The sequence below is a fragment of the Amycolatopsis sp. ATCC 39116 genome (genome assembly GCF_000231075.2).
Classification (GTDB): Bacteria; Actinomycetota; Actinomycetes; order Mycobacteriales; family Pseudonocardiaceae; genus Amycolatopsis_E; species Amycolatopsis_E tucumanensis.
Map to the genome: position 1 here is coordinate 1 of NZ_AFWY03000018.1, position 20,789 is coordinate 20,789.

At 72.4% G+C, this 20,789-nt stretch carries 11 protein-coding genes; 1 reads left to right on the top strand and 10 read right to left on the bottom strand.

Features of this window, described 5'->3' with window-relative positions; genetic code table 11:
* Window positions 1-272: 272 nt before the first annotated feature.
* Window positions 273-1,187 carry an NAD(P)-dependent oxidoreductase gene (locus tag AMY39116_RS0319675; RefSeq protein ID WP_020419354.1) on the bottom strand — a complete coding sequence of 305 codons (915 nt, stop codon included), beginning with the start codon at window positions 1,185-1,187 and terminating at the stop codon, window positions 273-275.
* Window positions 1,188-1,342: 155 nt separating this feature from the next.
* Here AMY39116_RS0319675 and AMY39116_RS0319680 point away from each other — a divergent pair, with 155 nt between their 5' ends.
* Complete coding sequence (locus tag AMY39116_RS0319680; protein WP_020419355.1) at window positions 1,343-2,053, top strand: alpha/beta fold hydrolase; 711 nt, start codon at window positions 1,343-1,345, stop codon at window positions 2,051-2,053.
* Between the two features lie 986 nt (window positions 2,054-3,039).
* Here AMY39116_RS0319680 and AMY39116_RS0319685 read toward each other — a convergent pair.
* The 9 genes from AMY39116_RS0319685 to AMY39116_RS43250 all read right to left on the bottom strand — a co-directional run bounded on the left by AMY39116_RS0319685 (window position 3,040) and on the right by AMY39116_RS43250 (window position 20,714).
* Window positions 3,040-4,254, bottom strand: a complete 1,215-nt coding sequence (locus AMY39116_RS0319685) for a lipase family protein (RefSeq protein WP_020419356.1) — start codon at window positions 4,252-4,254, stop codon at window positions 3,040-3,042.
* Between the two features lie 10 nt (window positions 4,255-4,264).
* Window positions 4,265-5,263: an alpha/beta hydrolase family protein gene (locus AMY39116_RS0319690; protein ID WP_020419357.1), complete on the bottom strand. Its 999-nt coding sequence runs from the start codon at window positions 5,261-5,263 to the stop codon at window positions 4,265-4,267.
* Window positions 5,264-5,282: 19 nt separating this feature from the next.
* The gene (locus AMY39116_RS0319695; RefSeq protein WP_027936065.1) at window positions 5,283-6,875 is read right to left on the bottom strand and encodes an acyl-CoA carboxylase subunit beta; all 1,593 of its coding nucleotides are present in this window, start codon (window positions 6,873-6,875) and stop codon (window positions 5,283-5,285) included.
* Window positions 6,872-13,009, bottom strand: a complete 6,138-nt coding sequence (locus AMY39116_RS0319700) for a type I polyketide synthase (protein ID WP_027936066.1) — start codon at window positions 13,007-13,009, stop codon at window positions 6,872-6,874. The genes AMY39116_RS0319695 and AMY39116_RS0319700 overlap by 4 nt, the downstream gene beginning before the upstream one ends.
* The gene (locus tag AMY39116_RS0319705) at window positions 13,006-14,679 is read right to left on the bottom strand and encodes a fatty acyl-AMP ligase (protein WP_020419359.1); all 1,674 of its coding nucleotides are present in this window, start codon (window positions 14,677-14,679) and stop codon (window positions 13,006-13,008) included. The genes AMY39116_RS0319700 and AMY39116_RS0319705 overlap by 4 nt, the downstream gene beginning before the upstream one ends.
* 90 nt (window positions 14,680-14,769) lie before the next feature.
* Complete coding sequence (locus AMY39116_RS0319710) at window positions 14,770-16,191, bottom strand: MFS transporter (RefSeq protein ID WP_020419360.1); 1,422 nt, start codon at window positions 16,189-16,191, stop codon at window positions 14,770-14,772.
* A 6-nt stretch (window positions 16,192-16,197) separates the two neighbouring features.
* Window positions 16,198-17,130, bottom strand: coding sequence for a R2-like ligand-binding oxidase (locus AMY39116_RS0319715; RefSeq protein WP_020419361.1), 933 nt, complete (start codon window positions 17,128-17,130; stop codon window positions 16,198-16,200).
* Window positions 17,131-18,705 (bottom strand): CocE/NonD family hydrolase, encoded by a 1,575-nt coding sequence (locus tag AMY39116_RS0319720; RefSeq protein ID WP_027936067.1) that lies wholly within the window; start codon window positions 18,703-18,705, stop codon window positions 17,131-17,133. It abuts the gene before it with no gap.
* A 32-nt stretch (window positions 18,706-18,737) separates the two neighbouring features.
* Window positions 18,738-20,714, bottom strand: a complete 1,977-nt coding sequence (locus AMY39116_RS43250) for an MMPL family transporter (RefSeq protein WP_039791657.1) — start codon at window positions 20,712-20,714, stop codon at window positions 18,738-18,740.
* Window positions 20,715-20,789: the final 75 nt, after the last annotated feature.

Genomic DNA, 20,789 nt, shown 5'->3' on the forward strand with positions numbered 1-20,789 from the left:
AGGGCCGGCGCCCGGGGCGGGCGTCCGTTCGGCCTCACCCGAGGAGGGGGTTTTGGCGGCGGTGATTTTTCGGCGCGCTCACCAGGACGGCGCGGCCCGGTCGGCATGAAGTTCGCTCAGACCGGGGCTCGCCGGCCTGTGAACCCCTTCTTGTGGGCGTCAAGGCAGGGGCGCCGCAGCCGTCGCGAGCGAGCCATCCCGCGCACTCGGCTACCGCGGCATGCAGTCGCGGAGTCCAAGCCGCGCTCCTCCCCTCGAAGGGCACCCTGCCCTCAGCGGGACAGCGCCGCAGCCGTCGCGAGCGAGCCCTCCCGCGCACTCGGGTATCGCGGCGCCCAGCCGGTCGCCGTGCGGAAGCGGGCGTTGCTCACCCTCAGTGAGCGAGTCAGCGAGGTCAGCCGCTCGCCGAGGAGCAGCGCCGCCCGGCCCGGGCCGCGTACCCACAGCCGTGCTCCGGCGGCGCGTGCCAGTGCCTCGGTGAACGCGCGCTTCGTCAGCGGCTCGTCGTCCACGACGTTGTACGTGCCGGACGGCGCCGCCAGCGCCTCGACCACCGCGGAGGCAGCGTCGGCCAGGTGGATCGGCGAGAGGTAGCCCTCCGGCGGACCCAGCATCATGCCGATGTGCCGCCGTGCCGCGGCCAGCATCTCCTCGGCGTGTGCCGCGCCGGGGCCGTAGAACCAGCCGAACCGCAGCACGACGCCGGCGCCCCCGGCCTCGGTGAAGCGGCTCGCGTTGGCTTCGGCCGCGTAGTTGCCGCGGGTCATCGGGAAGTGGTCGACCGGGGAGTCCTCGTCGACCCACTCGGCGCCCCGGTCCCGGTACAACATGCTGACCGACTCCTGCACGACCCGCCCGACGCCGGCGTCCAGCGCCGCGTCCACGACCGTCGCCGAGCCGAGCGTCCGGATCCGCTCGTTGGCCCGCCACGCCCCCGGCACCAGGAACCTGGACGTCGGCGGGATCGCGGTGGCCAGGTTGATCACGGCGTCCTGCCCGGCCATCGCCTCCGCCAGTGCCGTGCGGTCGAACAGGTCCGCCCGCACGGGCTTCGCGCCCTGCCGTTCGAGCACGGCGTCCTTTTCTGCGCTCCGGGACAACGCGGTGACCTGGTGACCCGATCGGACTAACGCGGGAACAGTGTGCCCACCGATCGCGCCGGTGCCTCCGGTGACGAACACCTTCATGAGGCCACCTTGGCACACGGGCTCTGGAAAAACCGGAAAACCATGTTGATCACAGGAGAGCGGATGGGTAACGTCGCGGCGTTCGTGACGGCCTGAGGAGGTGAGACCCATTTTCGCGGTATCCGGTTGGGTTCTCCTCCCGAAAGGCATCACTCATGCGCTTCACCTCGGAGACTGCTGCTGACGGCGTCTCGGAACGTTCGTTCTCGCTCGGCGACGTCACCGGTGTGTTCTGGTCACCGGTCGGCGCCGTCGGCGGTCCGCTGGTGCTCCTGGCACACGGCGGCGGGCAGCACAAGAAGGCCCCGGGCATGGTGGCACGAGCCCACCACTTCGTGCGGGCCTGCGGTTTGTCGGTCGTGGCCATTGACGCGCCGGGGCACGGTGACCGGCCACGCACCGAGCAGGACGAGCGGATCCGCGCGCTGATCCGGCAGCGGATGGCGGCGGGCGAGCCGGTTCTCGACGAGATCGCGCGGGACAACGTCTCCCGGGCGACGCAGGCTGTGCCCGAGTGGCAGCGGGTGCTGGACGCGCTGCCGGGGGTCGGGCCGGTCGGGTTCTGGGGTGTGTCGATGGGCAGTGCGACCGGGATCCCGTTGGCCGCCGCAGACCGGCGGATAGCCGCGGCGGTGTTCGGGCTCGCCGGAGATCTGCTGGTGGAGGCCGCGCGGCGGGTGCGGATCCCGATCGAGTTCCTGCTCCAGTGGGACGACGAACTCATCCCGCGCGAGGCGGGCCTGGCGCTGTTCGACGCGTTCGCGTCGGAGGAGAAGAGCCTGCACGCCAACCCCGGCCGGCACGCCGACGTGCCGCGCTTCGAACTGGAGAGCGCGGGACGGTTCTTCGAGCGGCACCTGCGCTGAGATGCCCGGCGATTGCGCTCAGATGACCGGCGGTTGCGCGGGTGGACACTTCGTGATGGCGCGAGTGGGCCAGTCGCGCTGCGATGAATGGACCATTCATGCAGGGCGGGGCAGCTGGGACAGGGAGTTGGGTCCTCTGGTGGAGTGCCTGGGTTGAATGAGTGGACCAGTCGTATGGGGATGAACGGCCCGTTCATCGGCAGCACCGAGCGGTGAGGTGCGTGCGGACTGGGCGGCGGAGCCTGCGGCAGGGCGCCAGGCTGCGGCGGGGCTCCCCGCCGCGCGACTGGGCCAGTCGCGAAGCGATGAATGGACCATTCACGCGCAGCCGAGGGCCGGGACGGGGAGCCAGAACCCAAGGCGAGTCACCTCCACCACGTGAATGGACCAATCGCGAAGCGATGAGTGGCCCCTTCACGCGCCGCCGAGGGCTGGGACGGGGAGTCGCAACCCGAGGTGGGTCGCCTGGACCGCGTGAATGGACCAGTCATGTGGGTTGAATGGACCGTTCATCAGCGGCACCGGCAGCGAGGTGCGTGCGAACTGGGCAGCGGAGCCTGCGGCGGGGCGCCCGGGCCGCGTGAATGGATCAGCCGCGAAGTGATGAATGGACCGTTCATCGGCGCGACACGGGCCGGGAGGTGAGTGAAGTCCGCGCGGCGGCGCCCGGCGCGGGGCGACCGGGCCGGGCGACCAGGCCGGGCGAGTAGGCCGAGCGAGTAGGCCGAGCGACCAGGCCGGGCGAGTGGGCCGAGCGACCAGGCCGAGCGAGTAGGCCGGGCGAGTGGGCCGCGTGAGTAGGCCAGTCGTGTGGGGATGAATGGGCCCTTCATCGGCGGCACCGGGCGGCAACGTGTGTGAGGGTTGGGCGGTCCGGTGGGAAGCCGGGCCGCCCAACCCTCACGTTTGGCGGGGCAAACCTGTGGAGTCAAAGCCAAGGACCGCCAGCAGCAACCCCCTCGAAGCCAAGAGACCGCCAGCCGCCGTCAGCAGTTTGTCGGGGCCTCCGTTCCGGCGAACCGGTCCACGATCCACCGGTGGGCGTCGGCGTTGCCGGCGAAAATGCCGCTCAAGTGGTCGGACACGTAGGTGTTCCACTGCTCCGTCACGCCCGCCGCGCAATAATGCCTGTGCAGCGCGTCCGCCTGGGGCGTGTTCACGATCTCGTCCGTCGCGGCGTGGTACTGGAACACCGGGACCCGCGGCGGCGCCGCCCCGAGCTTGTTCTCCGCCAGGCGCGCCTGCCACGCCGGGGTGTCCAGCGGGTTCGACGTCGTGTAGTCGGAGATCCTCTTGAACGCGTAGTTGGTCAGCAGCTCCACCACGCACGCGTTCTGCTTGGCCTCGGCGATCTGCTGCCGTCCCGTGTCGTTGAGGTAGGAGTCCAGGTCAAGCTCCGGGTAAGCGGTGTCCAGGCCGACCGCGGCGAACGCCAGGAAGCCGAAGCCCAGGTAGCCGTCCAGGCCCTTCGCGACCTCGGTCAGGTCCGCGGGCACCCCGCCGGCCACCGCACCGACCAGGTTCATCTCCGGCGCGTACGCCGGCTGCTTCTCCGCCGCCCACAGCGCGCCCCCGCCGCCCTGCGAGTAGCCCTGGAAGATCACCTTGGCGTCGTCGGACAGCCCGGCCTGCGAAAGCCGCTGCGCCGCGCGCACCGAGTCGATCACCGCGGGGCCCATGGACTGCCCGGTGATGTAGGTCGGCACCGTGTTCGGCGAGTAGCCCTCGTAGTCGGTGACCGCGACCGCGTAGCCGCTGGCCAGCGAGTCGTTGATGGCGGGCTGGTCGTAGAGCGTGCCGCGCTCGATGGCTTTCGACGGGGTGCACTTGAACGCCGGGCCCTGCGTGCCGACGGCGAACCCGACGATCGGCGCCTTCGCCGGGTCCACGCCCTTCGGCACCAGCACCGTGCCGGTCACCGCGTTGCGCGCGCCCAGCGCGTTCGTCGACAGGTACATGACCTCCCAGGCGTCCGCGTTCGCCGCGTTCATCAGCGGCACCGCGGGCCGCCAGCGGATCACGTCACCGGCGTTGCCCGCCGGGAGTGGCGACGGCGGGGTGTAGAACGAGTCGTCGAACGGGCCCGGCAGAACTGGAGCCGCCACCGCGGACGGCGCCGACATGGCCACCGCGCCGCCCGCGAGCAGCACGAAACCCACCAGCGCGGCCAGCAGCCGTCGGCGGAAATTGCGGTTCTTCACATTTTCTCCTTCACAGACCAAGAGCCGGAGCGAGCACCGGCCACGAGTTGTGCAGTGCCCGTTCCCAGTACGGCCAGCTGTGGGTGCCTGCGCCGTAGTAGTCCACAGTGGCCGGAACGCCCATTCGCTTCAGCTTTTCGGTGAAGCTCTTGGACGTGAGCAGCGCCGCCGGTTCCAGCGGATCGGACTGCCCCGGCGGATCCAGCGGGCCGGTCCGGCCATCGCCGCACGAGATGTAGAGCGCGGTGCCGCGCAGGTCGTCGATGTGGTCGTACGGGTTGCGGGACCACCAGATCGGCCAGCTCGCCTTCTCGTCGCCCCACAGGTCGAAGAAGTTGTAGTGCCCGGCGCGGATCAGGATGCCCTGGATCACCTCGGGCGTGCCGGGGAACAACGTGTTGGGGATCCCGCTGTAGGAGGCGGCCGCGCCGAACATCCCCTTGTGCAGGAACGCGTACGCGAGCGCGCCGTAGCCGCCGATGGACACCCCGGCCACCGCGCGTTTCGTGCCGCCGCGGTAGCCGCGCTCGACGATCTGGCGGACCTCCTCGGTGTGGAACCGGTCCCAGTCCGGTGTGGACTTCAGCCCGAAGTTCCACCACTTCGTGTACATGCCTGCCTCGCCGTCGGAGGGCATGACGACGATCGCGTCCTTGTCCGCGGTGAACGCCTTCACGTCGGTGAACCGGTCCCAGGACTGGTAATCCGCCGGTTCGCAGCACCCGTGCAGCAGCCACAACGTCGGCCAGGTCCGGGCGGGTTCGGCGCGCCACTTCACCGGCACGATCAGCCGCACCATGCCGGTCTCGCCCAGCGCGGGCGAGTCGATCTCCAGGTCGACCGTGCGGTCGTCGATCCAGGTCTCCTTGACCACTTTCGCTCCATCGTCGGCGCTGACCGTGGCGGCCGACACCGGCGCGGCCAGGGCGGCACCGGTGATCACGGCGACGACGGGTAACACCAGCAAGGCCCAGCGGCGACGGCAGCGCCCGGCCCGGTCGGTTCTCATCGGTTCTCCTCGGGTGGTTTCACAGCGGGATGTTGCCGTGCTTCTTCGCCGGCAGCGTCTGCCGTTTCGTGCGGAGCGTGCGCAGCGCGCGAGCCACCTGGAGCCGGGTCTGGGACGGCGGCAGGACCATGTCGACGTATCCGCGCTCCGCGGCCAGGTACGGGCTCGCGTGGTGCTTGCGGTACTCCTCGGTCAGCCGCCGGACAGCCGCCTCCCGGTCCTCTCTGGACAGGCGAGCGAGCTCGTGCCGGTGCAGCACCTCGACCGCGCCCTCGGCGCCCATCACCGCGATCTCGGCGGTGGGCCAGGCCAGGTTGACGTCCGCCCCGAGGTGCTTGGAACCCATCACCGCGTACCCGCCGCCGTAGGCCTTGCGGGTCACCACGGTCACCTTCGGCACGGTCGCCTCGGAGTAGGCGTAGATCAGCTTCGCGCCGCGCCGGATGATGCCCTGCCGTTCCTGCTCGGTGCCGGGCAGGTAGCCGGGCACGTCGGCCAGGGTGACGATCGGGATGCCGAACGCGTCGCAGAACCGCACGAACCGGGCGGCCTTCTCGGAGGCGTCGATGTCGATCACCCCGGCCTGCCGGAGCGGCTGGTTCGCCACTATCCCGACCGAGCGGCCCTGGACGCGGCCGAAGGCGCAGATCATGTTGGGCGCGAACGCGCCGTGGATCTCGGTGAACTCGCCGTCGTCGACCAGGCGCCGGATCACCTCGGTCATGTCGTAGGCCTGGTTGAGCGAGTCCGGGACGATCCGGTCCAGTTCGAGGTCGGCCGGGGTGATCTCGCGGGACGTCTCGTCCGCGTACTCCGGCGCGGCGTCCAGGTTGTTCAGCGGCAGGTAGCCGAGCAGGGTCTGCACCCAGTCGATCGCGTCCCGCTCGTCGGTCGCGCGGTGGTGGGCGTTGCCGGAGATCTCGCTGTTGACCGCGGCGCCGCCGAGCTGCTGAGCGGTGACCCGCTCGCCGGTCACGGCGTGCACGACGTCCGGCCCGGTGACGAACATGTGCGAGGTGTCCTCGACCATCACGGTGAAGTCGGTGATCGCGGGCGAGTACACCGCGCCGCCCGCGCACGGGCCCATGATCATGGAGATCTGCGGGATCACCCCGGACGCGTGCGCGTTGCGCCGCCCCAGCTCGGCGTAGTAAGCCAGCGACACCACGCCTTCCTGGATGCGCGCGCCGCCGGAGTCGTTGATGCCGATGACCGGGCAGCCGATCGACATCGCCAGGTCCATCACCTTGAGGACCTTCTCGCCGAAGACCTCCCCCATGCTGCCGCCGAACACGCTGAAGTCCTGCGAGAACAGGCACACCGGACGACCGTCCACAGTGGCGTGGCCGGTGACCACGCCGTCGCCGTAAGGGCGGTTGCCGTCCATGCCGAACTCGGTGCAGCGGTGCCGCGCGAACTGGTCCAGCTCGACGAACGACCCGTCGTCGACGAGCAGGTCGATGCGCTCGCGGGCGGTCAGCTTGCCCTTCGCGTGCTGCCGGTCGATCGCGCGCTTCTCGGCGATGCGCACGGCTTCGTCCTGGCGGGCGGCCAGGTCGGCGATCCGGTAGGCGGTCGTCGGGGCGAACGGGACGTCCACTGCGGTCCTCACTTCCGTGTGATCCGGTCGCCGAGCGCGGCCGCGATGACGGACACGTGCGGCGGGTCGATCATCGAGACGTGGTCGCCGGGCACCCGCACGATCTCCAGGTCCGGGCAGAACTCGTCCCAGCCCAGCGCCTCGTCGGCACGCAGGTAGCGCGGGTCGAGCGCGGTGGTCAGCGGATGCGGCTCCTGCGCGCGGAACAGCACCACCGGACCGTCGTACCGCCGCGGCGCGTACCGCTCCGCAACCCGGGCGTCCACATAGGACGTGTACTGGTGGTGCAGCACGCCCTCGCCCAGCCCGGGAACCTTCTCCGCCAGCTGCCGCATCACGAGCCCGATCTGCTCACCCTCGCCGAGCCGGGCCAGTTCGTCGCGCGGGATGTCCAGCGCGACGCCGTAGGTCTGCTCGATGTGCGTGGCGAACCGGTCGAACCGGTCCAGCAGCAGGTCCTCGGCCGGCGCGTCGGCAGGCAGCGGGAGGATGGTGTCGATCAGGAACACCAGCTCCACCGGCTCGTCCAGCTGCCGCGCGCACTCGTAGGCGAGGCAGCCGCCGAACGACCACCCGCCGAGCCGGTACGGCCCGCGCGGCTGGATCTCGCGGATCATCTCCAGGTAGCGGGCCGCCTTCGCCTCGACGGTGTCCAGGTCGTCCAGCCGCTCGAACCCGTACACCGGGAACTCGCCAGGCAGGTCACGCACCAGTCGCGTGTAGACACTCGCCGGTCCGCCTGCCGGGTGGAACAGGAACACCGGGGTCCCGGTGCCCGCACGCAGGCAGCGCACCGGGCCGGAGCCCTCGATCCGGTCGCGCAGCAGGTCGGCCATCGCGGCGATCGTCGGCCGGTCGAACAGGTTCGCGGGCAGGTCCGCCAGTTCGGCCGACATCGCCGCGCGCAGCTCGGCCGGATCGCCGGGGAAGTCCTCGTGCACCCCGGAGAAGCTGCCGAGCACGTCGTGCCAGTGCCGGGCGACCCAGCGCTCGGCGGGATCGCGCGGCCCGACGACGACCTCGGTGACCGCACTGGTACCGGCGTCGAACCCGGCCTGCTCCGCGAGGTGCGCCGCCAGCTCGGCGAGGCTCGCGCCGCGCAGCAGCATCGGCACCGGCAGCGGGAGGCCGAAGTCCCGCTCGACCGCGCCGCGCGCCCGCATCGCGAGCAGCGAGTCCAGGCCGAGCTGGGTGAGCGGCACGTGCCGGTCGACCTGTTCCGGCGCGAAGCCCATCAGTCCGGCGACCAGCGACGTCAGGTGGTCGGCGATGGCCGCGTGCGCGGTCGCCGGTTCCAGCGCCGCCATGCCCGGCCACGCCGACGCCGCCGTGCGCCGCGGCACGAGCAGGTCGAAGAACGGCCGGTCGGCGAGGCGCGGGAACAATTCGAGCACAGCGTCCGCGTCGAGCCGGGCCACGCCGGTGGCCGCCCGGTCTCGGGCCAGGACGGCCTCCAGCGCTTCCAGCGCCTCGGCGGTGCCGAGCGGTTCGAGCACCGGGTTCGTCGTGCCGACCACGGCGCCCGCCTCGCCCCACGCGCCCCAGTTGATCGTCGCGGCGGGCAGGCCATGGGCGCGGCGCCACTCCACGAGCGCGTCGGCGTAGGCGTTGGCCGTCGCGTAGGCGGTCTGGCCGGGCGAGCCGAACAACGCGGCCGCCGAGGAGTAGACCAGCCACCAGTCCAGGTCGTGGCCGAGCGTGGCCTCGTGCAGGCGCCACGCGCCGGTCGCCTTCGGCCGCCACGCCGTCGCCAGCTGCTCCGGGGTCAGCGACACCGCCGCGCCGTCGGCGAGCACCCCGGCCGCGTGCAGGACACCACGCAGCGGCATCCCACCGCTGGTCGCGGCCTCGACGAGCCGCTCCGCTACCCCGGGTTCGGCGATGTCCCCCGCCACCACGACCGCACCGGGCACGTCGACCGCACGCACGCTCCGGGACGACAGGACGATCCGCGTCGCACCGCGATCGGCCAGCCAGCGGGCCGCGACCAAACCGAGCCCGCCCAACCCGCCGGTGATCACGTAGGCGCCGTCGCGCACCGCCTGCCGCCCGGCCGCCCCGAGCCGGGGCCGGGTCAGCTCCCGCGTGTGCCGGACGCCGCGGCGCCAGGCGATCTCGTCGTCCGGGCCGTCCGCGCGCAGCTCGGCGGGCAGCTGGTCCAGCGACTCCGGGTCGACGTCGACCAGGCTCGCGTGCAGCTCGGGGTGCTCGAACGCGAGGACCCGCACCAGCGCCCGCAGGCACGCCAGGTCCGGGCGGCCCGCCTCGCCGGGGTCGACCGCGGCCGCCGAACCGGTCACCAGCCACAGCCGGGCCGGCGATTCGGCGAGCTCGGCAACGAGCCGCGTGACCTCGTGCACGAGCTCCGGGCCGTCCGCCTCCGGCGCGAACCACACCACGCCGTCCGGCCGGGTCGCCAGCGCGGCACGCAGGGCCCGCGGGTCGTCCGGCGGGACCACGACCACGCGGTCGTCGCCGAACCGCAGGCCGGGCTCCCCGCGGTGCACGAGCACCCAGGTCCGGTCCTCCTCCGCCGCACCGGGCAGGCCGGTCCGCGTCCAGGACGCCTCGAACAGCTTGCCGGACAACGGAACCGGCAGCGCGGACCGGCGGAACCGGCGGGCGTGCACGTCGCGGAACTCGGCCAGCACCGCGCCGTCGGCGGCGACAAGCTGCACCGTGCCACGCAGGTCGTCGCCGGAGAGCGAGTCCACGACGGCGTCGACGCGCACGCCGGACCGCGGGTCGCCGGCGACCGTGACCGCGCCGATCGACATCGGCAGGAACAGCCCGTCGGCTTCGCGCAGCGCCGGTCCGGTCGCGGCGGCCAGGGCGTGCAGGCAGGCGTCGGCCAGCGCGGGGTGCAGGACGTGCCCGGCCGGCTTCGGCATGTCGATGACTGCCGACGCGCGTCCCGCCACCGCGGTCACGTCGCGCAGCAGCCGGAACGCCGGGCCGTAGCTCATGCCCATCGCGTCCAGCGCGGCGTAGAGGTCGACCGGGTCGCCGTCGACCGGGCCGAGCGGCTCCAGCGGCACCTCCTCGCCGACGCGGGCGGTCGCGTGGCAGACCCAGTCGCCCGGTTTGGTGTGCACGCTGATCACGTCGTCCACCAGCGAAGTCGTGACCTCCTGCTCGGGGCCAAGCGGCAGGATCTGGCGCAGCTCGACGTCGGTGACGCGTGGTCCGGCCGCGGACAGCGCCAGCTCGACGAACCCGGTCGCCGGGAAGATCGGCGTGCCGAAGGCCGCGTGGTCGGCGAGCCACGGATGCCGGTCCGTGCCGATCTCCCCGCGCCACACGCGCTGGTTGCTGCCCGGCACCTCGGCGTGCGTGCCCAGCAGCGGGTGGCCTGCCGCCCGCGCCCGCCGGTGAGCCCAGAACCGCTCGTGCCGCCACACCGCGCCGGGCAGATCGACCGGCGGCTGCTTCGGCTCCCGGGTGGTCAACACGCCGGGGTGGCCGAGCACGTGCAGGCGGGCGAGGCTGGTCAAGAACGCGAGCTGCTCGTCGGTCTTGCGGTTCGCGGTCGGCAGCCCGGTCGCCCCGGCCTGCTCGATCGCCGCGAGGGCCACCGGGTGCGGGGCGATCTCGACGAATGTGCCGTGGCCGTCCTCGACCGCCGCCGCCAGTGCCTGCGCGAACCGCACCGGGCGGCGCAGGTTGGCCGCCCAGTAGTCCACGTCGAACAGCGGCTTGTCGCGCGGATCGTCGAGCACGCTGGTGTAGCAGGGCACCTCCGGGCTGCCCGGCTCGATCGCGAGCCCGGCGCGGAAGCGGTCCAGGATCGCGTCGACCGCGGGCGAGTGCCCGGCCCCGCTCACCGGCAGCAGCTTCGCGAACCGGCCCTGACCCTCCACATGCGACACCAGCGCGCTGACCGCTTCGGCGTCACCGGTGACCGTGCACTGCGACGCCGACGCGTACACCGCCACCTCGACCCCGGCGAACTCGGCGATCTCCGCGGCCGACGCCTCGACCACGGCCATCGCGCCCGTGCCCGCCGAGTCGATCTCGCCGAGCAGCCGCGCCCGCGTCGTCATCACGCGCAGGCCGTCGGTGACGTCCAGCGCCCCGGCGACGACGGCGGCGGCGACCTCGCCCATGGACTGCCCGAGCACCGCCGCGGGAGTCACGCCGTGCGCCCGCCACAGCCGGGCGAGGGCGACCTGCATCCCGAACAACGCCAGCTGCGTCGCGGCGAGGTCCGGCGGCTCGCCCGCCAGCACCTCCCGCAGCGAAAACCCGGCCTCGGCGCGGAACACCGGGTCCAGCCGGTCCACCTCCGCGGCGAACGCGGGCTCGGTCTCGAGCAGCCGCCGTCCCATGCCGGTCCACTGCGAGCCGTAGCCGGAGAACACGAAGACGACCCCGTCGAGGCTTCCCTGCCCCGGCTGCACGTCCCGCAGCGCGGCAGCCAGCTCCTCCCGGGTGGAGGCGACGACGGCGGCGCGCACCGGCAGGTTGTCGCGGCGATGGGCCAGCGTCGAGGCCACCGCGCTCAACGGCACGTCGGACGATTCGACCCAGCGGGCCAGCTCGGCAGCCCGGTCCCGCAGCCCGTCGGCCGACCGGCGGGACACCGCGAACACGTGCGGCCCGGCGTCGTCCGCGAACCGCGGGTTCGCCGGCCACTCCTCCAGCACGACGTGCGCGTTGGTGCCACCGAACCCGAACGCAGACACACCCGCCCTGGCCACGCCGGAGTACCGCGGCCACGGCGCCGGCTCGGTGACCACCCGCAGGCCGTCGAAGTCGATGTGCGGGTTCGGCTCGCGGTAGTGCAGGCTCGGCGGCACCCGCCGCCGGGACAACGCGAGCACGGTCTTGATGAGGCCGGTGATGCCGGCCGCGCCCTCCAGGTGGCCGAGGTTGCTCTTCACCGAGCCGAGGAGCAGCGGCCGGTCCGCCCCGCGGCCGAGCACGCGCTTGAGCGCCCCGGCTTCGATCGGGTCGCCGAGCAGCGTCCCGGTGCCGTGCGCCTCGACGTAGTCCACAACGGACGGATCCAGCCCGGCCGCGGCATAGGCGTCCCGCAGCAGCGCCGCCTGCGCCTCCGGGTTGGGCGCGGTGATGCCGTTGGAGCGGCCGTCGGAGTTGACCGCGCTGCCGCGGATCACCGCCAGCACCCGGTCGCCGTCGCGGCGCGCCGCACGCAGGGGCTTCAGCACGACGACCCCGCAGCCTTCGCCGCGGGCGATCCCGTCGGCATGCGCGTCGAACGGCTTGCACCGGCCGTCCGCGGCGAGCACCCCGGCCTCGGTGAAGTTCGCGGTGATCCCCGGGGTGAGCAGCAGGTTCACGCCGCCGACCAGCGCGGTGCCGATCTCGCCGCGCTGCAGGCTCTGCACCGCCTGGTGGACCGCGACCAGCGACGACGAGCACGCGGTGTCGATCGTGAGGCTCGGGCCACGCAGGTCGAGCAGGTAGGACAGCCGGTTCGCGGCGATGCTCGCGGCGGCGCCGGTGCCGGACCACGCGTCGATCGCGGACACGTCGGTCATCGTCAGGTAGCCGTACTCGGCGGCCGACAGCCCAACGAACACGCCGGTACGCGTGCCGCGCAGCGAGGACGGCGGGATGCCCGCGTGCTCCAGCGCCTCCCAGGCGACTTCGAGCAGCAGCCGTTGCTGCGGGTCCATCGCCTCGGCCTCACGCGGGGTGATGCCGAAGAAGGCGGCGTCGAAACCCAGCGCGTCGTCGAGGAAGCCGCCCCGGCGCGGCAGCGCGGCCAGCTCGGCGGCGTCGGCGAAGGACTCCCAGCGGCCCTCGGGCAGGTCGCCGATCCCGTCGCCGCCGGACTCGAGGAACCGCCAGAACCCGCCGGGCGAGGTGATGCCGCCGGGCAGACGGCACCCGATCCCGACGACGGCGACCGGCTCGCCCGGCTCCGGGGTCCACTGCGCCGCCGCCTCACGCTCCACGTCGGACAGTGCGGCGACGAGGTCGTTGATCGTCGGGTGCTCCCAGACCAGGGTCGCGGGCAGCGACCGGCCGAGGAACCGGCCCAGGTCGCCGGTCAACGTCATCGCGTCGCGGGAGGACAATCCGGTTTCCTGCAACGGCTTCGCCGGGTCGACCTCGGCGGCGGGAACGCCCAGCGCGGCCGCCACCCGGTCCACCAGCCACGCACGCAGGCCCGTCATGCGAGCCGCCGCGCGTCGAGCGAGCCGTCGAGGTAGCGCTGCCGAGTCAGCGCCCGGCTGATCTTTCCGCTCGACGTTCTCGGCACCTCGCCGGGTTCGGTGAACACGACGTCCCGCAGCCGCAGGCCGTGCACCGCGGACACCTCGGACCGCAGCCAGGCCGCCACTTCGCCGAAGTCCGCTTCGGTGTCGCGGGCCCGTTCCAGCACGACCACCGGCGCCTCGCCGTCCTCGACCGGCACCGAGAAGGCGGCGGCGGAGTGCGGCCGCACCACCGGGTGGGCCTCGACGGTCTGCTCGACGTCCTGCGGGTAGTGGTTGCGGCCGTCGACGATGATCAGGTCCTTCATCCGGCCGGTCATGAACAGCTCGCCCTCGAACAGGACCCCGAGGTCGCCGGTCGCCAGCCAGTCGCCGTCCTCGCCGGGCACCTGCCGGCCGAAGGTGGCGTCCGGCCGGTCCCAGTAGCCCAGGCCGACGTTCGGGCCGCTGACCCAGATCTCGCCGACCGTGCCGTCAGGGACCGGGCGCCCGTCCGGGTCGACGATCCGGATCCGCTGGTCCACCGGCCGCCCGCAGGACACCAGGGTCGTGGTGGCGCCGCCGGAGGCGGGTGTCGCGGTGCCGGCCGCGAGGCGGTCCCGGTCGAAGGTGACCTGCCGCGACGGCGATCCGGCGTCGGTCACCGACACCAGCACCGTCGCCTCCGCCAGGCCGTAGGACGCGCGGTGCACCTCGGGCCGCAGCCCGCACTCGGCGAACGCGTCCTGGAACTTCGCGATCGTCGACGGCAGAACCGGTTCGCTGCCGTTGATCAGCGACACCACCCGGCTCAGCTCCAGGTAGCTCTTCTCCCGCTCGGACACCCGGGACGCGCTGTAGGCGTAGGCGAAGTTCGGCGCGGCGCTGATCGCGCCCGGGCTCGCCGACAACGCGCGCAGCCACCGCTCCGGCCGCTCCAGGAACGCCAGTGGGTCCATCAGCACCGAGGTCAGGCCGCCGACCACGGGCGCGCCGGCGCCGAGGATCAGGCCCATGTCGTGGAACAGCGGCAGCCAGCTCACCGTCGACGTGGCGCCGCGCCGCGCGCCGTAGGCCCGCAACGCCTGCCGCGCGTTGGTGACCACGTTGCGGTGCGACAGCATGACGCCCGCCGGGCTGCGCGTCGAACCCGAGGTGTACTGCAGGTAGGCGAGGTCGTCCGGGTCCGGCGCCGGCCACTCCCGCCTGCCCGGCTCGGCCGGAACCGCGTCCACCACCAGGATTTCCGGTCCGGTCACCAGTCCCTTGACGTCGTCGCGCTCGTCGTCGGTGGTCAGCACGAGCGCGGGCGAGCAGTCGTCGAGCACCGCGGTGAGCCGGTCGCCGTGCCCGGGCAGGGACGGCGCGAACAACGGGACGGCGACCAGGCCGGCGCGGATCGCCGCGAGGAACGCCACCACGTAGTCGGCGGACTGGTTCACCAGCACGGCCGCGCGGTCGCCCGGCAGGGCCAGCTCGCGGGCGCGCTCCGCCACCGCGCTCACGCGGTCGTCGAGTTCGCGCCAGGTCAGGGAAATCGCGTTGCCGTCCGCGCTGGTGCGGTAGTCCAGGAACGTCACGGCGATCTCGTCGCCCTGCACGCGGGCCCAGTGTCCGAGCATGGTCGCGAACGAAGAGTTCTCAGTCATCGAGTCCCTCGGGGAATTCCGTGCCCGAAAAATCCGTGCGCCGGAGGTTATTTTCGGGCTGAATGGGGTGTCAATCGATCGTGTCCCGGCTTACTCACCGCGGGACGAGGATCCGGCCGACTCCGTTGTCACGACAGGCAGAACTTTGCGGGCGGGCGCGCGGAACACCCACAGGGCGAGCACCGCACCGGCTATTTCCAAAGCCGCCGCGACGATGAGCCCGGCGGTGTAACCGGTGGCGAGCGCGGGCCCGCCCAGCGCGCCCTCGTCCAACCGGGCGGCGCGTACGGCCGTGAGCACCGCGCCGATCAGCGCGACGCCCATGGCGCTGGACAGCTCACGGGACGCCGTCAGCAGTCCCGATGCGGTGCCCGCGTGCCGTTCGTCGATGATTTCCAGGGAGTACGAGGTCAACGGCGTGGTCAGGGCCGAGCCGGCGCCGATCAGGAGCAGGCCGGGTATCCGCGGCGGCACCTCGGGGATGTGGTTGATGACGGCCACGGCGAGCAGACCGAGCGCCACCACCAGCAGCCCGGCACAGACCGTCCGATGTGGACCGAGCCGCGCCATGATCCGCGGCACCGCCGGGGTCACCGCCATGATGGCGACCGCGACCAGCACCAGCGGCAGGCCCGCGCCCACCGGGCTCAGGCCCAGCGAGTCCTGGTGCAGCAACGGGGTGAAGAAGAAGATCCCGGACACCCCGAGTCCCCACAGCAGTTGCACGGCCAGCGCGCCGGTGAACACCCGTTCCCGCACCAGATCGCGCGGCACGAGCGGCTCCCGCGCGCGGCGTTCCCGCACCGTGAACCAGGCGATCAGGGCCAGCCCGCCCAGCAGCGGCGCCGCCTCCGACAGCCGGGCGTCGTCGCCGAGTCCGACCATCGCGGCCGCGACCAGCACGAGCCCGGCCGTCACCAGCACCATCGCACCGAGCGCGGGCCGCCGTGCGTCCCGCACCCGTCCGGTGCCCGCGGTCGCCGGCAGCAACACGAGCATGACCAGCACGAACGGCACGTTGCTGAAGAAGATCCAGCTCCAGCCGAGGTACTCGGACAGCAGCCCGCCCAGCGTCGGGCCGAGCGCGAGCGCCACCGCGAGGCACGCCGTCCAGAGCGTCGCGCCGATGGCCCGCTGCCTGCTGTCCAGGTTGGTGCGCAGCAGACTGAGCAGGGCGGGCACCAGGAATGCGGCGGCCAGGCCCTGCACCACGCGTGCCGCGATCAGCAGCGCACCGGTGGTCGCGAAGCCGCCGGCCACCGCCCCGAGCCCGAACGCGACGAGCCCGCCGCCCAGCGTGCCCCGCTGCCCCCACCGGTCCACCAGCGTCCCGGCGACCAGCAGCAGGCCCGCGAACGGCAGCATGTAGCCGATGCTGACCCACTGCAGCGTCGCGAGGTCCAGCGAGAGGTCGTGCCCGATCGAGGGCACCCCGGCGGCGACGATCGTGTTGTCCAGTGTCGTCACGAACGCGCCGAGCGCGACGACCAGCAGCGTGCGGCCCGGGTTCACGGCCGCTCACCGCGCCGCGTCTTCGTCGTGGAAGTCCTCTTCCAGCTGCTCCGGGCTGTAGTCCAGGTCGATCTGCGCGACCGGCATCCCGCGTGCCGACTCGATCGCTTTGAGGCGGCGCATCGCGTGGTCGGCGGCGTACTCCATGACACCGTCCAGCCGCAGGTCGAACGGGTCGCCGTCGAGCTTCTTCGTGGTCCACTCGATCTGCGCGATGGCGTGCGGCAGCAGCGCCTGCATCTCGTCCTGCACGACCTGCCAGTTCGCGTCGTCAGCCGCGACATGGCGGCGGCAGGTGAACGTGCCCCACGCCATGTGCCGCCGTTCGTCGTCGCCGATGCGGCGGATCAGCTCCTGCATCCCGGGCAGGATTCCGTGCGCGCGGCAGGCCCGGTTCCACACGAAGTACCCGGTCAGCGCGAGCACGCCCTCGACGACGTGGTTGTAGACCACCGAGGCGCGGATCTGGTTCGCCGAGCTGGGATCGTGCTTGAGCCGCTCCAGTGCCGTGGGCAGGGCGTCGTAGAAGATGGCCCGGTAGCCAGGGTTGTCCTCGACGTGCTCGTGCAGGTTCCCGGTGACTCCGACGGCGTCCAGCCACAACCGGAAGACCTGGGTGTGCTTGGCCTCCTCGAAGCAGAACTGGGTCAGGTACATCTCGTCGGCGAACCGGCCTTCCGCGGCCATCGCGGACAGGAACGGCTGGATGTCGTGCGTGACGGCCTCCTCGCCGCCGGCGAACTGCGCGCACAGCATCGTCGCGGCGAACCGCTGCGCATCCGACAGCGCCGCCCAGTCCCGCGCGTCCTGGCCGAAGTCGATGTCGGCCGGGTTCCAGAACTTCGCGTTGCCCTTGGCGAACAGGCGCAACGGCAGGACATCCCAGTTGAGGCCGCCGGCGCGCAGCGCGGTGAACTCCTCGCGGATGGTGGTGGTCACTCAAGCCCTCCCGGGTTGCACAGGTACGTCGAGCCAGGCCGGATCGGCGGTGGTGGAGGCGAAACCAAGCCGCCCGCCGCCGGAGTTCCAGTCCAGGAACAGCGGGTCCTTGGAGTCGATGACGAGCGCGAGGTGGTGCCCCGCGGCGACGGTGTAGGCGGTGGGGGTGAACACGAAGTCGGCAGGCAGCGGCTGCCCCGGCGTCGCGGTCTTCCAGCTGTAGGGCAGGTAGCTGATCAGGCTGCCCATGCCGAACGGGTCGACGTCGTAGACGTAGGCGACAGCGGTGCCGGTCGCGGCGGGCGGAATCACGGTCAGGTGTGCGTGCATCGAGCCGCGGATCTCGACCGGTTCGCGCGTGAGCGCCTGGCTCCACACCGCGCCGCTGCCCGGGTCGACCTGGGGCAGGAAGATGTTCGGCGGGTTGCCGGTCATCGCCTCCAGGCTGTAGGTCGCCAGCGGCACGCCGCCGTCGGCGACGGTGTCGCGGTTCGCCGTCACGCTGCGGCTCCACGCGGCGGGCTGGTCCTGCAAGGTGTCCGCGCCGAGGTAGGCGCGCTCCGGCTCGCCCAGCATCTCGTCCCAATTGGAGTGGTACGCCGGTTGCTGCATGCCGGGGCGGGCGCGGGTGACGACCGGCGGTTCGCCTGCGATCGAGGTGTCGGTGCCCGCCACGTGGGCGTCGAACCAGCGGTAGACCGAGGTCCACGTGTCGCTGGGCAGTCCGAGCAGGCCGCCGGACTCGGTGGCCGCATGGTCGCCGGGCACGAACTCGGCGCGCTTCGGCCCGGTCAGGCGCTGGAAGAACTCGGCCATCTGGCCCGGCGGGAACATCGTCTCGCTCCACGTCTGGATGGCCAGCACCGCAGGCCGGTTCGCGTTGATGCGGTCCAGGTACGTCGCCGGCGAGCGGGGCCGGGACCACTCGATCACGGCCGCCGAGTCGGCGTCGGAGATGCGTGGTTCCAGGTAAGTCCGCAGCATGGCGTCGGTTTCCGCGCTGAGCGTGCCGTTGGCCTTGCCCGACAGGTAGAGCACCAGGCCGGCGAGGCCGTGCCGGGTGTCGTTCGTGCTCAGCGAGGCGACCAGGTCGGCCCACCCGCTCAGCGAGGCCACGGCCCGGATCCGCGGGTCGAAACCGGAGGCGATCAACGCGATCCCGGCGCCGTAGGAGACGCCGTCGACGCCGATGCGGGACGGATCCGCGTCGGTGTTGCGCAGCGCCCAGTCGATCACCGTAGTGACGTCGCTGATGTCCTCCGTCCCGGCGACCTCGACCTCACCGGTCGACTCGCCGAAACCCCGTGCGCCGTAGGAAACCACTACGTAGCCGCGGTTCGCCAGGTCCCGTGCCGGAATGATGTTCTGCGTCCGGCCGCCGCCCCACGCTCCGATGAGGACGGCCAGCGGGTGCGGCCCCGGGGTCGACGGCTCCAGCACCATCGAACCGAGCGCGACCCCGTCGGCCGCGTGGATGTCCAGGAACTGCGTGCCGAAACCCCCGGCCGCGGTGGACACTCCCGGGAGGACGGTCCCCAGCAACGCGAGAACGACGGCGGTCACGCGGTGTTTCATCGGGCCGACGCTAACGATCAAACCCTTGGCGTTCAATGGATCCACCCGGCTTTGTCACGTGCGTCAGGGATCGGCGCGGCCGGATGCTCACGACGACGCGATGGCCACCAGTTCGCCGCGCCGAGCCGGACCATGACCGCGGGCACGAGCAGGCAACGGATCACGACCGCGTCCAGCAGCACCGCGACCGTGAGCCCGACTCCCGCCTCGCGCACGACCCGGCTGTCCACGAACGCGAACGCCGCGAACACCAGCGCCATGATCAACGCGGCCGCGGTGATGGTGCGCCCGGTCGAGACGAGCCCGTCGACGATCGCGGTGCGCGTGTGCCCGGTGCGGCGCCACTCCTCCTGGATGCGGGAGATCAGGAAGACCTCGTAGTCCATCGACAGCCCGAACAGGCCCGCGAACAGGAACACCGGCAGGTACGGCTCGATCGGGCCACCGAACACCGCCACCACGACGCCGATCGTCGCGCCCGCGGTGAGCAGGTTCATCACCGCCGCGGTCAGCGGGATCAGCACGCTGCGGAACACCAGTGCCAGCAGCAGCACCGAGATCGCCACGACGGCGGCGAGGAAGAGCGGCAACCTGCTGGTCACCGCGGCCGAGAAGTCGGTCTGCACGGCGACCGCGCCACCGACGTGCCAGCCGGGACCGGCGACCTCCCGCAGCCACCCCACGAGTTCCGCGGTTGCCGGGTCGTCCGGGCCGGTGCGGGGCGTGACCGTGAGGACCGGTCCCGGCGAGACGTCCGCTCTGGTGGCGACGATCTCGCGGAGGGCTTCGGCGGCCACCGGATCGGGCCGCTCGGCGACGAGGACCAGCTGGCCGTTCGCGCCGGGGCCGAAACCCTCGGCGAGCAGCTCGTCGGCGACCTTCGTCGGGCTGCCGGGCGGATCGTGGCCTGCGCCGGGCATGCCCAGCCGCAGTCCCAGCGCCGGCGCCGCCAGCACCGCGATGACCAGCACCGCGGCGATCGCGTAGGGCGCAGGCCGACGGGTGACCGAGCGTGCCAGCCCGGCCCAGCCGCGGCCGGGCGCGGAATGCCGGGGCAGCTTCCGCATGCCGGTGAACCGCAGCAGCGCCGGGAGCAGCGTGAGCGCCGCGAGCATGGTGAGGCCGACCGACACCGCGGACGTGATGGCGATGCCGTCCAGGAACGCCATGCCGACGGTGAACATCCCGGCCAGCGACACGCACACCGTGACCCCGGCGAAGACCACGCTGCGGCCCGAGGTGTCGGCCGCGCGTTCCAGCGCCGCTCTCGGCGGCAGGCCTTCGCGCAGCCCCTGCCGGTAGCGGGTGAGCACGAACAACGCGTAGTCCACGCCCACGCCGAGGCCGAGCAGCGCGGCGATCTCGGTGCTGATCTTCGGCACGGTCAGCACGTGTGACAGCAGCACGACCACGGCCAGCGCGGACCCGACCGACACCGCCGCGGTGACCACCGGCAGCACCACGCAGGTGAGCGAGCCGAACGTGATCAGCAGGACGATCGCGGCCGCGAGCAGGCCGATGCCGGCGTTGCCGAGGTTGGGCGCGCCGACCGTCATCGCGGCGAGCTGTCCCGAGACGCCGACGGTCAGGTCGTCCGTTCGTACGGTTTCGATGAGTTCGCGGGCCAGTTCGGCTCCGAGTCGGTCGGCGGGGGCGTCGAAGCTGACGAGGATCACCGCGGTGCGCCGGTCGGCCGACACCAGTTCCGGTGCGGCGTAGGGGGACACCACCTGGACGACGCGGTCCAAATCGGACAGCTCGCGGAGCAGCGGTTCGATCTGGTCCCTGGCCGTGTCGATCGTCCCCGGGGTGGTGACGACCACGCGTTCGATGTCGCCCTTGGGCAACAGCTCGGCGGCGCGGGTGCTGTCCGCGGCAGGCAACGCGACCGTGTCCCGGTACGCGGCGCCGGCGTGTTGCGCGGCGAGCACGAGACCGGCGAGGGCGAGCAACCACAGCGCGATCACCCAGGGCGCGTGCCGGAAGCACCGTGACGCGAGTCCTGCCATCCACCTCCTCCCAACCTGGCCGGAGCGCCAAGCTAACAACGGCGTCCGCGCGGGAACAGGGGTGACGAGGTTTTT

Coding starts and splice junctions, on each gene's coding strand:
- AMY39116_RS0319680 (WP_020419355.1), top strand. CDS start 1,343: ATGCGCTTCACCTCGGAGACTGCTGCTGACGGCGTCTCGGAACGTTCG.
- AMY39116_RS0319690 (WP_020419357.1), bottom strand. CDS start 5,263: ATGAGAACCGACCGGGCCGGGCGCTGCCGTCGCCGCTGGGCCTTGCTG.
- AMY39116_RS0319675 (WP_020419354.1), bottom strand. CDS start 1,187: ATGAAGGTGTTCGTCACCGGAGGCACCGGCGCGATCGGTGGGCACACT.
- AMY39116_RS0319720 (WP_027936067.1), bottom strand. CDS start 18,705: ATGAAACACCGCGTGACCGCCGTCGTTCTCGCGTTGCTGGGGACCGTC.
- AMY39116_RS0319705 (WP_020419359.1), bottom strand. CDS start 14,679: ATGACTGAGAACTCTTCGTTCGCGACCATGCTCGGACACTGGGCCCGC.
- AMY39116_RS0319700 (WP_027936066.1), bottom strand. CDS start 13,009: ATGACGGGCCTGCGTGCGTGGCTGGTGGACCGGGTGGCGGCCGCGCTG.
- AMY39116_RS43250 (WP_039791657.1), bottom strand. CDS start 20,714: ATGGCAGGACTCGCGTCACGGTGCTTCCGGCACGCGCCCTGGGTGATC.